This is a genomic window from Qipengyuania mesophila, assembly GCF_019711655.1.
In the GTDB taxonomy this organism is placed as follows: domain Bacteria; phylum Pseudomonadota; class Alphaproteobacteria; order Sphingomonadales; family Sphingomonadaceae; genus Qipengyuania; species Qipengyuania mesophila.
Genome location: NZ_JAIGNU010000002.1, coordinates 640,805 through 656,340, shown reverse-complemented (window position 1 = coordinate 656,340; position 15,536 = coordinate 640,805). Strand labels below are relative to the sequence as shown.

At 65.8% G+C, this 15,536-nt stretch carries 9 protein-coding genes; 7 read left to right on the top strand and 2 right to left on the bottom strand.

What is annotated here, in order from left to right; genetic code table 11:
- Nucleotides 1-81 precede the first annotated feature (81 nt).
- The gene (locus K3181_RS12750; protein ID WP_221603460.1) at nt 82-1,122 is read right to left on the bottom strand and encodes a LacI family DNA-binding transcriptional regulator; all 1,041 of its coding nucleotides are present in this window, start codon (nt 1,120-1,122) and stop codon (nt 82-84) included.
- Nucleotides 1,123-1,423: 301 nt separating this feature from the next.
- Between K3181_RS12750 and K3181_RS12745 the strand changes: the two genes are divergently transcribed.
- The 5 genes from K3181_RS12745 (at nt 1,424) to K3181_RS12725 (ending at nt 11,344) form a co-directional block, all read left to right on the top strand.
- Nucleotides 1,424-4,240 (top strand): TonB-dependent receptor, encoded by a 2,817-nt coding sequence (locus K3181_RS12745; RefSeq protein WP_221603459.1) that lies wholly within the window; start codon nt 1,424-1,426, stop codon nt 4,238-4,240.
- Nucleotides 4,241-4,366: 126 nt separating this feature from the next.
- Nucleotides 4,367-5,869: a tryptophan halogenase family protein gene (locus tag K3181_RS12740; protein ID WP_221603458.1), complete on the top strand. Its 1,503-nt coding sequence runs from the start codon at nt 4,367-4,369 to the stop codon at nt 5,867-5,869.
- Nucleotides 5,870-5,895: 26 nt separating this feature from the next.
- Entirely contained in the window at nt 5,896-7,704 is a 1,809-nt protein-coding gene (locus tag K3181_RS12735; RefSeq protein WP_425594553.1) for an alpha-amylase family glycosyl hydrolase, read from the top strand.
- Nucleotides 7,701-9,326 (top strand): alpha-amylase family glycosyl hydrolase, encoded by a 1,626-nt coding sequence (locus K3181_RS12730; RefSeq protein WP_221603457.1) that lies wholly within the window; start codon nt 7,701-7,703, stop codon nt 9,324-9,326. The genes K3181_RS12735 and K3181_RS12730 overlap by 4 nt, the downstream gene beginning before the upstream one ends.
- Complete coding sequence (locus K3181_RS12725; protein WP_221603456.1) at nt 9,323-11,344, top strand: glycoside hydrolase family 97 protein; 2,022 nt, start codon at nt 9,323-9,325, stop codon at nt 11,342-11,344. The genes K3181_RS12730 and K3181_RS12725 overlap by 4 nt, the downstream gene beginning before the upstream one ends.
- Before the next feature lie 143 nt (nt 11,345-11,487).
- Here the strand turns inward: K3181_RS12725 and K3181_RS12720 are convergent, their stop codons facing one another.
- Entirely contained in the window at nt 11,488-13,512 is a 2,025-nt protein-coding gene (locus K3181_RS12720; RefSeq protein ID WP_221603455.1) for a glycoside hydrolase family 3 C-terminal domain-containing protein, read from the bottom strand.
- 131 nt (nt 13,513-13,643) lie between these two features.
- Here K3181_RS12720 and K3181_RS12715 point away from each other — a divergent pair, with 131 nt between their 5' ends.
- Both K3181_RS12715 and metF read left to right on the top strand, forming a co-directional pair.
- Complete coding sequence (locus K3181_RS12715) at nt 13,644-14,615, top strand: ArsR/SmtB family transcription factor (protein ID WP_221603454.1); 972 nt, start codon at nt 13,644-13,646, stop codon at nt 14,613-14,615.
- 17 nt (nt 14,616-14,632) lie between these two features.
- Nucleotides 14,633-15,532: a methylenetetrahydrofolate reductase [NAD(P)H] gene (metF, locus tag K3181_RS12710; RefSeq protein WP_247715143.1), complete on the top strand. Its 900-nt coding sequence runs from the start codon at nt 14,633-14,635 to the stop codon at nt 15,530-15,532.
- Nucleotides 15,533-15,536 lie beyond the last annotated feature (4 nt).

Here is a 15,536-nt window from a genome sequence, read left to right as displayed (position 1 = left end):
TTGCGCCCGGTCAGGTCTTGCAAGTGGCCGACGCTCGCATGCTCGCGCGCCTTCGCCAAGTGCGCATACGAATACGCCCTTTTAGCGCGCCGGGCCGGTGGAGCCGCGCACGATGAGGCGGCCGGGGAGCTTGCGCGGCGGCAACTCGCCGCCCTCGATCTGCGCCATGAGCGTCTCGACCAGCGCCTCGCCGGCGCGGCGGATATCCTGCATCACCGTGGTCAGCGGCGGGGTGGTCAGGCTGGCGGCGGGAATGTCGTCGAACCCGACCACCGCGACGTCTTGCGGTACGGCCCGGCCCGCTTCGGCGAGCGCGCGCATCGCGCCGATCGCGATGAGGTCGCTGGCGGCGAAGATGGCATCGAAGGCCTGTCCGCTGTCGATCAGCGCGCGGGCCGCGGCATGGCCTTCCTCCTCGGTCGTCAGGGCGTTGAAGCGGAGTTTCGGATCGGCTTTGATGCCGGCGTTATCGAGCGCCTCGACCAGCCCGCGATAGCGCCCGGCGAATTCGGGATAGTGATCGTCGGCATGGCCGAGGAAGGCGATCCGCCGCCGGCCACGGTCGATCAGATGCTCGCCGGCGAGGCGGCCCGCGGCGACGTTGTCGGTGCCGATCGTCACCCCGCTCGCGTCGCTCGAGACCGATCCCCAGCGGGCGAAATGCGTGCCCTGTCGCACGAGCTGCTCCATCCGCTCGCGATATTTGGTGTAGTCGCCATAGCCGAGCAGGATGAGCCCATCGGCGCGGTGGCTGTCCTGGTACTGGACGTGCCAGTCGTCCTCCATCCGCTGGAACGAGATCAGCAGGTCGAGCCCCCGGTCGGCACAGGCGCGCGTGATCGAGCCGAGCATGGCGAGGAAGAAGGGGTTGATCATGCTCTCGTCGGGCGTCGGGTCCTCGAAGAACAGCAGGGCGATGGTGTTCGAGCGCTGGCTGCGCAGCGAGGAAGCGTTCTTGTCGACCGTGTAGTTGAGATCGCGGGCGATTTCCTCGATCCGCGCGCGGGTCTTGGCGCTGACCGACTTGTCGCCGCGGAGCGCGCGGCTGACGGTCGGCTGCGAAACCCCGGCCGCATAGGCGATATCGAAACTGGTCGGCCGACCCGTCGGCTTTCGACCCATCACTCTCTCCCGCTCGGGCAAGCCCGTGCTCTCTCGCCCCCTGCATAGGAACGCGTGGGCAGTTAGGCAACGCCAAGCCCCTGTTCGGCGAGGGATTCCGCGCTTTTCGGGCTAGTATGGCAAAATTGCCGCGCCAGGCGTTGCCGCGCAATCACATACGTATGCTCTCTTCCGCGACTTCCCGATCGGGACTTATGCAGCGCGCAATACAGGCGCATCGACGCGGTCGTCGCCTGTGGGGATTAGGACTGCGGCCCAGGCGACCAGCGAAGGAGTCGGGCCTCTCGGGGAGTGAACTGAAATGGCAATTCGCAAGACCTTTTCTGCTACCATCAGCCTGTCGGCCTTCGCCGTGGCGCTGGGCAGCATGGCCACCCCTGCCTTCGCGCAGGACGAGGATACCGACGAGGCGACGGAGACCGCCGAAACCACCGACGGCAATGTCATCATCGTGTCGGGCTATCGCGCCTCGCTCGAAAACGCCGTTGCCGAGAAGCGCCGGTCGGACCTGGTCGTCGAGTCGGTTTCGGCCGAGGACATCGGCAAGCTGCCCGACGCCTCGATCGCGGAATCGATCGCACGCCTGCCGGGCCTGACCTCGCAGCGCCTCTCGGGCCGTTCGAACTCGATCAGCATTCGCGGCTTCTCGCCCGACTTCTCGACCACGCTGCTCAACGGCCGCGAACAGACCACCACCGGCGACAACCGCGCGGTCGAATACGACCAGTACCCAGCCGAAGTCATCAACCAGGTCAATGTCTACAAGACCCCGATGGCGAGCCTTGTCGGCCAGGGCCTCTCGGGCACGGTCGACCTGCGTACGATCCGCCCGCTCGATGCGGGCAAGACGATCTTCTCGATCGGCGCGCGCGGAAGCTATGCCGATCTGGGCAAGCTGAACGTCGAATCCAACGACATGGGCTACCGCGTCAACGGCCTCATCGTGACCCAGTTCGCCGACAACAAGATCGGTCTCTCGCTCGGCGCGAGCTATGTCGATGAGCCTTACCAGATCCAGGAATTCAACGCCTGGGGCTATCCGACCACGGGCGATGGCGATTTCGTCATCGGCGGCTCGAAGTCCTACGTCACCTCGACCCAGCTGACCCGCCTCGGCCTCAACGGCACGCTGCAGTTCGAGATCTCGCCGACCGTCACCTCGACGCTCGACGCGTTCTATTCGGACTTCAAGGACGACCAGATCAAGCGCGGCATCGAGCTGCCGCTCTATTGGTCGGGCGCGGTGCTCCAGCCCGACACCACGGTCGAGAATGGCTTCGTCACCGCCGGCCAGTTCAACGGCGTCAAGGGCGTCGGCCGCAGCGACGTCTTCCAGCGCAAGGCGAAGCTCTATTCGTTCGGCTGGAACACCGAATACGAAGGCGACGACGGCTGGAACGCCATGCTCGACCTCAGCTACTCGAAGACCGACCGCAACGAGCTGAGCCTCGAAAGCAACTGGGGCACGGGTCGGGGCAGCATCGGCGCGACCGACAATATCGGCTTCCAGAGCGGGCCGCAGGGCACGGTCTTCAGCCCGATGCTCGACTACGGCAATTTCAACACCATGCTGCTCACCTCGCCGCAGGGCTGGGGCGGCAACCAGATCGCGCCGAACGGGGATTCGATCCTCGGCGGGCAGGACGGCTACTACAACAACCGCATCATCAAGGACACGATCTGGCAGGCCCGGATGGAGGTCGAGAAGGAATTCAACGGCAATTTCTTCCGCAGCCTGCAGGCCGGCGTCAACTTCACCGATCGCAGCAAGTCGCTGGTACCCGACGAATATTTCCTCGGCCTCGTCGCCAATACCGACGGGCTGACCAGCGTCCAGGTGCCCGAGCAGTTCCGCCTCGGGACCACCGACCTGACCTACCTCGGTCTCGGTCCGGTGATCAGCTACAACCCGCTCGATCTGCTGGATGCGGGTATCTACAAGCTGGTGCCCAACGCCTATGGCGACGTGGTCGTGAAAAGCTATTCGGTGAACGAAAAGCTGCTGACGCCCTATGTGCAGCTCAACATCGCGTCGCAGCTGGGCGGGGCCGAACTGACCGGCAACATCGGCGTCCAGGCCGCCATCACCGACCAGAACTCGAGCGGCGCAACCGCCGTCTACCTTGGCCAGCTGGATGTCCCCGAAGGCTGTGCGGCGGCGGGCGAACCCTGTGCACCCAACATCGGCGCGCAGTTCCAGAAGTTCAGCACGAGCTACACCAACTGGCTGCCCAGCCTGAACCTGTCGCTGCGTTTCGACAGCGGTTTCGTGGTCCGCGCCGCCGCGGCGCGCGAGATCATCCGCCCGCGGATGGACGACATGCGCAACTCGCTGAGCTTCGGCTACCAGTTCGTCACGCTGCCCAACGGCACGACGGTGGCGGCGGTTACCGGAAGTTCGGGCAATCCGAACCTGCGCCCGTGGCTCGCCAATGCATTCGACCTGACCTTCGAGAAGTACTTCGGCAACAAGGGCTACCTTGCCGCGCAGTTCTTCTACAAGGACCTCAAGAGCTACATCTACAACCAGGACGTGGTCATCCCGACTTCGGATCTGGCACTGGCTTCGCCGGGCGAGGACATCGTCATCGCGCCGACCGCGGTCCTGAACATTCCGATCAACGGCGAAGGCGGCAGCCTCTACGGTGTCGAAGTGGCGGGCACGCTGCCCTTCGAAACCTTCACGGCTGCGCTCGACGGCTTCGGCATCACCGGCGGTGTCTCCTACACCAAGACCAAGATCTCGCCGACGCCGGGTGCGCCCTCGGAAGACCTTCCGGGCTATTCGAAGTGGGTCGCCAACGGCACCGCCTTCTTCGAGAAATGGGGCTTCAACGCCCGCGCCTCGATCCGCTACCGCTCGACCTTCGTCGGCGAGGTTTCAGGCTTCGCGGCGAACCGCGTGCGTCGTCGCGCGGCGCCGGAAACCATCATCGATGCGCAGATCGGCTATGATTTCCAGGACGGGTCGCCGCTCGAAGGTCTGTCGCTCTTCCTTCAGGGCCAGAACCTGACCGACGAGCCCTTCGTGACCACCAACCCGGGCGACCCGCGTCAGGTGATCGACTATCAGACCTATGGCCGCCGCTTCATGGCCGGGTTCAACTACAAGTTCTGACGATGTGCCGGGGGAGCGGGGACGCCACTGTGGCCTCCCCGCTCTCGCGGATTGATCCGAAGAACGGGACCGGCTTCACTCGCCCGACCGCACAGAAGCGGTCCGACCCGCGAGGAGACAGCAAGCATGGCTGACGAGAACGGCTATACAATCGTCATCGTCGGCGGCGGGACCGCCGGCTGGATGAGCGCGGCCGCGCTGGCCCGCTTCGTCCCGCCGGGCCATCGCATAGCGCTGGTCGAAAGCGACGCTATTCGCACCATCGGTGTCGGCGAGGCGACCATTCCCGCGATCCGCACCTTCAACGACGCGCTGGGCATCGACGAGACCGAGTTCCTGCGCGAGACCCGAGGATCGCTCAAGCTCGGGATTGCCTTCGAAGGCTGGGGCACGCCCGATGGGCAATATATGCATGCCTTCGGCCCGATCGGTCGACCGCTCGGCCTGGTGCATTTCAAGGACCACTGGGCGCGTGCCTGGAGCGCGGGTTTCGCCAAGCCGCTCGCGCATTATTCGGTCAACGAGATTGCCGCGCGGACGATGCGCGCGCCGGACGGCGGGCGCGGCCCGGCGGTGCCCTACGCCTATCACTTCGATGCGGGCCTCTATGCCGGTTTCCTCCGGCGCTATGCCGAGGCACGCGGCGTGACCCGCCGCGAAGGCACGGTCGAACGCGTCACGCGCCATGGCGAGAGCGGCGACATTGCCGCGATCGTTCTGGGCGACGGCACCGAAGTCGCGGGCGATTTCTTCATCGACTGCACCGGCTTTCGCGGGCTGCTGATCGAGCAGGAACTGGCCGCAGGCTACGACGATTGGAGCCACTGGTTGCCTTGCGACCGGGCAATGGCGGTGCCTTGCGCGCCCGCTGGCGGGCTGACCCCTTATACGCGATCGATCGCGCGCGAGGCGGGCTGGCAATGGCGCATCCCCCTGCAACACCGCATCGGCAACGGCCTCGTCTATTGCAGCGAATTCCTGTCGGACGAGGACGCCGCTCACATGCTGCTTGCCCATCTCGATGGCGAGGCGCTGGGCGACCCGCGCCCCTTGCGCTTCGTGACCGGCAAGCGGCGCAAGCAATGGGTCGCAAATTGCCTCGCGGTGGGCCTGTCGAGCGGGTTCATGGAGCCGCTCGAATCGACCAGCATCCACATGATCCAGGCGAGCATCACGCGGTTCCTGACCATGCTGCCGCGCGGCGATGTCGATCCTGCCGTGCGCGACGAATTCAACCGCGCCGCCAATTTCGAGCAGGAGCGCATCCGCGACTTCCTGATCCTCCACTACAAGGCGAACGGCCGCACCGGCGAACCCTTCTGGGACCGTTGCCGGGCGATGGAGATTCCCGACACGCTGGCGGCCAAGATCGACCAGTTCCGCGGCAATGGCGTCTTCCGCCAGGTGCACGAAGAGCTCTTCACCGAGGACGGCTGGCTCCAAGTGTTCGTCGGGCAGGGGATCGAACCAGACAATTGGAACGCGATGGCCGACGCGCTGCCCGAAACGAAGCTGCGCGAATTCCTGGCCGTGCTCGAACAGGCGGCGCTCGACGATGTCAGACGCCTGCCTTCGCACATGGATATCCTGGCCCGCGCGATGGCCGAGCCCGAAGGAGTAGAAACGTGAGTAAACTGAAGTCCGCCCTGCTGGCCATGCCGCTCGCCGCCATGGCGATCGCCACATGTGCGCATGCGCAGAAGGGGGCGGGCGACACCAGCTTCCGCGCCCGCGAACCGTCCGAGGAGATCGTCTATTTCGTCCTCCCGGACCGTTTCGAGAACGGCGACAAGGCGAACGACAAGGGCGGCTTCAAGGGCGATCGTCTGAAGACGGGCTACGACCCTGCTGCCAAGGGCTTCTTCCACGGCGGCGACCTCAAGGGGCTGACCGAGCGGCTCGACTATCTCGAACGCCTCGGCGTTACCGCGATCTGGTTCGCGCCGATCTTCCAGAACAAGCCGGTGCAGGGCCCGGACGGACAGGAGAGCGCGGGCTATCACGGCTATTGGGTGACCGATTTCACGCGTCCCGACAGCCATTTCGGCACGCGCGCGGAGTTCAAGGCCTTCGTCGATGCGGCGCATGCGCGGGGGATGAAGGTCTATATGGACATCATCACCAACCACACCGCCGACGTGATTACCTACGCCGATGGCGACGCGACCAATTACGAGTACCGCAGCAAGGGCGACTATCCCTATTCGACCCGCGGCACTCCCGATGGCGCGCCGATCAATCCGGACTTCAGGGGCGACGAGGACAGTTCGGTGGAGAATTTCGCCGGGCTGGTCGATCCGAACTATGCCTACGAGCCGGTCGTTCCGGCGGCAGAGAAGGACGTCAAGGTCCCCGCCTGGCTCAACGATCCGATCTATTACCACAATCGCGGCAACAGCAGCTTCACCGGAGAGGACAGCCGTTTCGGCGACTTCTCCGGGCTCGACGACCTTTTCACCGAGCACCCGCGCGTGCGCGCCGGGATGATCGATATCTTTGCCAGCTGGGTGCGCGATTTCGGCGTCGACGGCTTCCGCATCGATACCGCGCGGCATGTCGATCCGGGCTTCTGGCAGGCCTTCGTCCCGGCGCTGGAAGAGGTCGCGCACGAGAACGGAATCCCGAACTTCCACATGTTCGGCGAGGTCTACAAGGACGTGCCCGACAGCGGCTACATCGCGCAATACACCCGCCGCGATATGCTGCCCGCGGTGCTCGATTTCGCCTTCCAGGCGGCGATGCGCGACTTGCTGGGGCGCGACCAGGGTACGGTGGTCCTCGCGCATATGTTCGACGGGGATGTGCTCTATGAGGGCGGCGAGGATGCGGCGCGAGCGCTGCCGACCTTCCTCGGCAATCACGACATGGGGCGCTTTTCGACGCTGATCAAAGCCGACAAGCCCGACATCTCGCAGGAGGAACTGCTCGCCCGGGTCATGCTCGGCCATGCCATGATGCTGACGCTGCGCGGCAGCCCGGTGATCTATTACGGCGACGAGCAAGGCTTCGTCGGCGACGGCGGCGACCAGCTGGCGCGCGAGGACATGATGCCCTCGAGGACCGCGGTCTACAACGACAACGCGCTGATCGGCACCGATGCGACCACGGCAGCGAGCAATTTCGACGAGAACCATCCGCTGTTCCGGCTGATCGCCGAGTTCAGCGCCATCCGCCGGGAGCATCCGGCACTGACCCGCGGACGCCAGGTGGTCCGTCACTACGAACAGGAAGCGGGCATCTTCGCGGTGAGCCGTTTCGATCCCGAAAGCGGCGCCGAATATCTCGCCGTGTTCAACACTTTGGGCGAGGAGCGCGCCGCGAATGTCGCGCTGGGCTACGACGCGCGCAGCTTCGAGACGCTCGCCGGCACCTGCCCGGCGGCGGTGACGGCACCGGGCAGCGCGGCCTTCACGCTGCCCGCCTTCGGCTGGGCGCTGTGCCGCGTCTCGGAGACGGCCGAATGAACCGCGCCGATCCACAGACGAAGCGTACCGGTGTCACAGTCGCGAGCCCCTGGTGGAAGGGCGCGGCGATCTACCAGATCTATCCGCGCAGCTTCCAGGACTCGAACGGCGACGGGATCGGCGACCTGCCGGGCATCACCCGGCGCCTGCCGCACGTCGCAAGCCTAGGCGTCGATGCGATCTGGATCTCGCCATTCTTCACCTCGCCGATGAAGGATTTCGGCTACGACGTGTCGGACTATTGCGACGTCGATCCGATCTTCGGGACGCTGGCCGATTTCGACGCACTGGTTGCCCGCGCGCACGAACTCGGCCTCAAGGTTCTCATCGACCAGGTCTATTCGCACACCTCGGACGAGCATCCGTGGTTTGCCGAAAGCCGCTCCGACAGGAGCAATCCGAAAAGCGATTGGTATGTCTGGGCCGACGCCAAGCCTGACGGGTCGCCACCGTCGAACTGGCAGTCCGTATTCGGCGGCCCCGCGTGGACGTGGGATGCGAGGCGCGGGCAGTATTACCTGCACAACTTCCTCAGCTCGCAGCCGCAGCTCAACATGCACAATCGCGCCGTGCAGGACGCCATTCTGGACGTTATGCGCTTCTGGCTCGATCGCGGCGTCGACGGCTTCCGCATCGACGCGCTGAACTTCGCGATGCACGACCCCGAATTGCGCGACAATCCGCCCGCGCCGGCGACCGACAGGCTGCGCACGCGGCCGTTCGATTTCCAGCTCAAGAAATACAACATGTCGCATCCCGACATCCCGGCTTTCATCGAGCGGATCCGCGCGCTGACCGACGAATACGACGGCGTCTTCACCGTCGCCGAAGTGGGCGGCGACGAGGCTGAGGCCGAAATGAAAGCCTTCACCGCGGGCGAGACGCATCTCAATTCGGCCTATGGTTTCAATTTTCTCTATGCCGAAAGGCTGACCCCCGGCGCGATCTGCGCTGCGCTTGCCGAATGGCCCGACGAGGACGGCGTGGGCTGGCCGAGCTGGGCCTTCGAGAACCACGATGCACCGCGTGCGGTGAGCCGCTGGTGGCTGCCCGAGCACCGCGACCGCGCCGCGCGGATGAAGATGACGCTGCTTGCCTGCCTGCGCGGCAACATCATTCTCTATTACGGCGAGGAACTGGGCCTGACGCAGGTCGATATTCCCTTCGACCAGCTCCACGATCCCGAGGCGATCGCCAATTGGCCTCTCACGTTAAGCCGCGACGGTGCGCGCACCCCGATGCCGTGGGAAGCGGACGCCCGGCACTGTGGCTTTACGTCTGGCGAGCCATGGCTCCCGGTAGGTGAAGAGAACGCCGAACGTTCGGTCGAGGCGCAGGAGGGCGGCGCGGAATCCCTGCTCCACCACACCCGCGCCATGATCGCTCTGCGGCGTGCCAATCCGGCGCTGCATCACGGCGCGGTGGCGCGTTGCGAAAGCGTCGGCGATCTCTTCGTGATCGAACGCGCGGGCGAGGGACAGCATGTCCGCTGCCTGTTCAATCTCGGCTCCTTCGAGGTGACACCGCCCGCCGACCTTGCAACCGGCAACGTCCTCGCCGCGACCAACGCTGCCACGCCGTCAAGCCTGCCCCCCTTCAGTGCTCTGGTGATCGAACTGTGAAACCTGCCCGCATTCTTGCCGCCCTCGCGCTGTTCTCCGCCGCGCCGGCGCTCGCCGAGGAAACCGTCACCTCGCCTGACGGAGCGATCACGGTCACGGTCGACGTCAATGGCGAGGGGCGCCCCTTCTACCGTGTCGACAAGCGCGGCGAAGCGGTGCTGACCGAGAGCCGTCTCGGTTTCCTGCTGACCGACCAGGACAAGCTCGAGCGGCGCCTGAAGGTCGTCGGCGCCAAGCGCGAAAGTCATGACGAGACCTGGGAACAGCCCTGGGGCGAGCAGCGCTACGTCCGCGATCATCACAACGAGCTGACGGTCCGCTTCGAAGAGGACAGCGAGGTGCATCGCCGCTTCGGCGTCGTCTTCCGCGTCTTCGACGACGCCGTGGCCTTCCGCTACGTGTTCGACGACAAAAGCATGGGCGAGACGATTAACGTCGCCGACGAGCTCACCGAATTCAACCTGGCGCAGAACGGCACTGCATGGTGGATTCCGGGCGGCGAGTGGAACCGCTACGAATATCTCTACGAAGAAACGCCGATCGATGCGGTCTCGGTCGCACACACGCCGCTGACCTTCCGCTTGGAGAACGGCACGCATGTCGCGATCCACGAGGCGGAGCTGGTCGATTTCGCGGGCATGTGGGTCAAGCGGACGACGGGCACGCATTTCCGGGCCACGCTCGCGCCCACCGGATCGGGCGCCGCACGCGCCACGCGCGAGGTGCCCTTCGCCACGCCGTGGCGCACGATTCGGGTCTCGGACGATGCGGCGGGACTGGCAGAGAGCCTTGTCGAGCTCAATCTCAACGAGCCCAACAAGCTTGGCGACGTCAGCTGGTTCAAGCCGCACAAATATGTCGGCGTCTGGTGGTCGCTCCACCTCGATGAAGAGAGCTGGGGTTCGGGGCCGAAGCACGGTGCCAACACCGCCAATGTGAAGCGCTATATCGATTTCGCCGCGGAGAACGGCTTCGAAGGCGTGCTGGTCGAAGGCTGGAATATCGGCTGGGACGGCAACTGGTTCTTCAACGGCAATGAATTCAGCTTCACCGAGGCCTATCCCGACTACGATTTCGAAGAACTGGCGCGTTACGCCGCCGAAAAGGGCGTGCCGATCATCGGCCACCATGAGACCAGCGGCGATGTCGGCAATTACGAGACCCAGCTCGAAGCCGGGCTCGACCTGATGGCCGCGCGCGGCGTGAAGACGATCAAGAGCGGCTATGTCACCGATGCGTGCAACCTGCGCTACGTTCATGAGGACGGCAGCGAGACGCGCGAATGCACCGAAAGCCAGGTGATGCAGCGCCACCACCTCAAGGTCGTGACCGAGGCGGCCAAGCGGCACATCGCGATCAACCCGCACGAGCCGGTCAAGGATACCGGCCTGCGCCGCACCTATCCCAATTGGGTCGCCCGCGAAGGTGCGCGGGGCATGGAATTCAACGCCTGGGGTTCGCCGCCCAACGGGCCGGACCATGTGCCGACGATGGTCTTCACCCGCCTGCTGTCGGGCCCGATGGACTATACGCCGGGTATCCTCAGCCTCGAGGGGCGTGGCCAGCCGCTGCAGATGACGATGGCGCGCGCGCTTGCCGAATACGTTCTCGTCTATTCGCCGATCCAGATGGCCGCCGACCTGCCCGAACACTATGCCGAGCATGCTGGCGCCTTCCAGTTCATCAAGGACGTACCGACCGACTGGGCGGAAAGTCGGATTCTCGCTGCCGAAGTGGGCGATTACGTCGTCACGGCGCGCAAGGATCGGGGCAGCGAGGAATGGTATCTCGGCGGCGGCACCGATGCCGAGGCGCGCGAGACGCCGATCAAGCTCGACTTCCTCGATCCGGGTAAGCGTTATCGCGCCGAGATCTATCGCGATGCCGCGACGTCGAACTTCGAGGGGCCGACGCGGTTCGACATCGTGATCGAGCAGCGCGAGGTAAGGGCGGGCGAAACGCTCGACCTCCGGATGGCGCCGGGCGGGGGCTTCGCGGTGCGTTTCGTCCCGCTCTAGCCGCCGGTCACGCTCATGTGCCGGCGAGCGCAGGCGCGCTTTGAGGGTCAGCTCGTCGAGCCCCCGATGCCGCAGCCTGCCAGGGCGTTCGGCGAGATCGAGGATGGCCTTGCGCGGAAATCTGCGCCGTGCGCCGGTCCGCCCTATCCGGCGTGGCGCATCTTGCCGAACAGTGCGGGGAGGGGGCCCGATGTGAGACTGCGGCTCATGGCTTCGGCGACTGCGCGCGGAAGCGAGAGCCTCGAGGCATGCGCGCGCGCTTCGCTAAGTCCGACCGCAACCTCGTAGACGCCGGTATCGATGACGAAACCTCCGTGGCGCTCGAAGCGGCCGAGCTGGCTACCCCCGATTTCGAACATCAGACGGCGACTTTCGCTCGCCGCGAGCGTGATGCGCTGGAAATCGGCCAGTTCGGACGCCGCCTGGCCGCGGCCCCTCGGACGGCGCAGATAGATCTGGACCGTTTCCGTGCCCGCGCAGCGTCCCACATTGTGGAGCACGGTGCTCACGACCACGCGGTCGTGGCTCAGCTCCACCGTGGTTTCGCCGAGGCCGAAGTCCGAATAGCCGAGGCCATGGCCGAACGAGAGGCCCACGCCCGCATCGTCGAGCAGCGCCAGCGGTAGGCGAGCGCACGGTGCGAAGGCACCTGTGAGCACCTCGGCGATGGCCTTGCCCGACATGCTGCCGAGCCCGCCGGCATGCAGGATGCAGGGCAGTTTCGAATCGCGGATCACCGGATCTACGGGGCGCGAGCCGAGCGTCACCAGGACGATGTTGGGATTGGTCGCCTGCAGCGCCTCGATCAGTGTCCGCTCGGCCTCGCAGCGCTTCCCCACCTCGCCAAGAACGACGATGACTGTCCCTGCGCGGCGCGCGGCCTCGCTTGCCATGCCGATCGCCATACGGTCCGCATCGACGAGCTTGTCGCTGCGCGGCTGGCTCTGATCATGGTGCAGGGAGAGGCCGGCGACATAGCGATGCGCCACATCGAGCGCGTCGAGTCCGTCGATCAGGCTGATTGCTTCGGCCTGCGCCCCGGCGACGGGCAGGGTGCGGTCGGCCGCAGCCTGGCCGACGACCAGGATCTCGCCCAAGGCCCTGTCGAGGGGCAGCAGCGCCGGCTCGTTGCGCAGCAGGGCTATCGAATGGCGTGCGGCGTCGAGCGCAACGACGCGCGCTTCCTCGACCGAGGCGGTCGAAGTGAGCGGTGAGCGGGGTGCCTCGGTGTGGAACAGGCCGAGATCGTATTTGGCCCCGATCACCCGGCGGACGACATCGTCGAGCTGCCGAGGGGTAATCCGGCCATCCGCAACAGCTTCGAGAACGGGCTCCACCGCGAGGCCACCGTAGGGCGCCTCGACCGAGTCCTGGCCGGTCGCCCGGGCGATGTCGGCCCATTCGGCGAGATCGATCCCTTCGAAGCCTCCCGGCCAACCGATCGACCGTTTGGGGCCTTCGCCGGCTTCGCCACTGTCCGGCGCGGTCGCGGGAAAGGAGCCGAGCGCGACGCTGGCGGGGGCCGCTTCGCGCAGCACCTGCGCCGCGAGCCGCAGCTTCTGCGTAAATCGCTCGTCGATGCGCCGCGTGATCCACGAGGGATCGTCCACTCGCAAGCACGCGAGTACCCCGATTTCGTCCTGGTTCCAGAATTGCAGTCCGCGCACCATGGCCGAGGCAAGATGGCTAGCGAGCATTGCCGAGGCGCCCCAGCTGGACGCGAGATCGTCCTCGCTGCTTCCGCCGCTCAGCACCACCTCGGGACCGAGCAGCCAGGTCTTGCCCCGGTCGCGGGCCTCGGCGGCGATCTGCCGCGCGGTGCGTTCGACCATTTCGGGCGACCAGCTGGTTGCCAGCGCGAAGGGGCTGGGCATGACGACGGCGCTTCCGCGTCCCGGCGCATCGACCACCAACAGGGGGATGCCGAGCCGCGATTCCTCGATCGCGAGGCGCTGGAGCGTGGCCAGTTCGTCGGCCGGGCAGGTGCCGGTAAGGCCGCCCACGAGGCCGCGGCGCACCCGGTCGTGCAGGGCCTCGTCTGCGGTCTCACCTTCGGGAGCCGGGACGAGCGCGATCTGGCCGACCTTCTCCTCCACCGTCATGATGGCGAGCAGGTCTTCGGTAAAACGCTCGCGCTCGGCGGCGTGATCGGGCGGATGACGGACCATCAAGCGGCGAGTTTTCCGCAGATTGGTAAATATCCGGTTTGGACTGCGTTTTTCGTCGCGCGGGCAGGCCGTCCGGACGCGTTCGAGATGGATTTACAGATATAAAAATATCTTTATATGCTCTCCCCACGATGCGTACCGAGACCGTTTTCCGCTCGCTGGCCGATCCGACGCGCCTCAGGATCATGCGCCTGCTCGGCTCGATGGAGCTCGCGGTGGGCGAGGTGGCGCAGGTGCTCGGGCAGAGCCAGCCGCGCGTCTCGCGCCATATCGGCATCCTGTGCGACGCCGGCCTCGCCGAACGTCGGCGCGAGGGCAGCTGGGTGTTCCTTCGCGCGCGCGCCAACGCCAGCGAGGCGCCGCCGATCTGCGCCGCGCTCGCGACGCTGTTGGTCGAGGCCGAAGCCGCTGATCCCGAATTTGCTGAGGAATGCGAACAGGATCGCCGGAAGCTCGCCGAAATCCGCCGGCACCGCGAAAGCGAGGCGCAGGCCTATTTCGCCGAGCATGCGGATGACTGGGACGAATTGCGCCGATTGCACTCCTCCGATGAGGCCGTCGAGACGGCACTGGCCCACGCTCTCGGGCGCCAGCCGCTCGGTCGACTGCTCGACATAGGCACCGGGACCGGGCGGATGGCCGAACTCTTCGCCGAACGTGCCGAGCGCATTGTCGCGCTCGACAAGAGCCTCGCCATGCTCCGGGTGGCCCGGGCCAAGCTGCAACACCTGCCGACCGAGCGGGTCGAACTGGTGCAGGGCGACTTCACCTCGCTGCCCTTCGCGGCGGGCAGCTTTGATACGGTGCTGTTCCACCAGGTACTGCATTTCGCGCAGAACCCGGGCTCGGCGCTCGCCGAGGCAGCCCGGGTGACGCGGCCCGAGGGGCGGATCGCGATCGTCGATTTTGCGGCCCATCAGCACGAAGAGCTGCGCGATCGTCACGCGCATGCCCGGCTTGGTTTCGAAAATCGGCAGATGACGGAGTTGTTGGCCGATGCCGGCTTTGCGGGCGACGAACCGGTGGCCCTCGACGATGGCGAACTCGTCGTGAAGATATGGGTGGCCCAGCGGCGCAGCGAAAACAGAGAGGAAGCCTCGTGAGCCCCACGTTGGACCAGATGCGCGAAGCGCACCGCGCGCTTGAGACACCGCTCTTCTCCGGCTTGCCGGGCGATATCGAGGTGAGTTTCGAGTTCTTCCCGCCCAAGAACGAAAAGATGAACGAGACGCTGTGGCACAGCGTCGAAACGCTCGCTCCGCTTGGTCCGCGCTTTGCCAGCGTCACCTATGGTGCGGGTGGGACGACACGCGAGCGCACGCACCAGCAGGTCGTCCGGATTCAGAACGAGGCGCATATTCCCGCTGCGGCCCATCTGACCTGCGTCGAGGCGACCCGCGAACAGATCGATGAAATTGCGCGCCACTATTGGGACGAGGGCATCCGCCACATCGTCGCTCTGCGCGGCGATGCGCCCGACGGCGGCGGGCAATACACCCCGCATCCCGGCGGCTATGCCAATGCTGTCGAACTGATCGCCGGATTGAAGCGGATCGCCGATTTCGAGATTTCGGTCGCCGCCTATCCCGAGGTGCATCCGGATTCGCCCGACCGCCAGGCCGATCTCGACAATCTCAAGGCCAAGTTCGATGCCGGGGCGACGCGGGCCATCACGCAGTTCTTCTTCGACCCGCAGTGTTTCTTCGATTTCCGCGACAAGGCGGCCGCGGCGGGCATCGCGGGCGAAATCGTCCCCGGTGTGATGCCCGTGCTGAGTTTCGCCGCGGTCCAGCGGATGAGCGGCCTATGCGGCACCGCCATCCCGTCATGGATGGAAGGATTGTTCGAAGGGCTCGACGAGAAGCCCGAGGCGCGCCAGCTGGTGAGCGCGACCATCGCCGCCGAACTGTGCCGCCGCCTCTATGCGGGCGGGGTGCGCCAGTTCCACTTCTACACTCTCAACCGCGCCGAGCTGAGCTATGCGATCTGCCATATGCTCGGCCTGCGCCCGAAAGCGTGATGCA

Bases quoted from the DNA above. Each gene is read 5' to 3' on its own strand.
- K3181_RS12720 (WP_221603455.1), bottom strand. From the start codon at position 13,512: ATGGTCCGTCATCCGCCCGATCACGCCGCCGAGCGCGAGCGTTTTACC.
- K3181_RS12735 (WP_425594553.1), top strand. From the start codon at position 5,896: ATGCCGCTCGCCGCCATGGCGATCGCCACATGTGCGCATGCGCAGAAG.
- K3181_RS12730 (WP_221603457.1), top strand. From the start codon at position 7,701: ATGAACCGCGCCGATCCACAGACGAAGCGTACCGGTGTCACAGTCGCG.
- K3181_RS12715 (WP_221603454.1), top strand. From the start codon at position 13,644: ATGCGTACCGAGACCGTTTTCCGCTCGCTGGCCGATCCGACGCGCCTC.
- K3181_RS12750 (WP_221603460.1), bottom strand. From the start codon at position 1,122: ATGGGTCGAAAGCCGACGGGTCGGCCGACCAGTTTCGATATCGCCTAT.
- K3181_RS12745 (WP_221603459.1), top strand. From the start codon at position 1,424: ATGGCAATTCGCAAGACCTTTTCTGCTACCATCAGCCTGTCGGCCTTC.
- K3181_RS12740 (WP_221603458.1), top strand. From the start codon at position 4,367: ATGGCTGACGAGAACGGCTATACAATCGTCATCGTCGGCGGCGGGACC.
- metF (WP_247715143.1), top strand. From the start codon at position 14,633: ATGCGCGAAGCGCACCGCGCGCTTGAGACACCGCTCTTCTCCGGCTTG.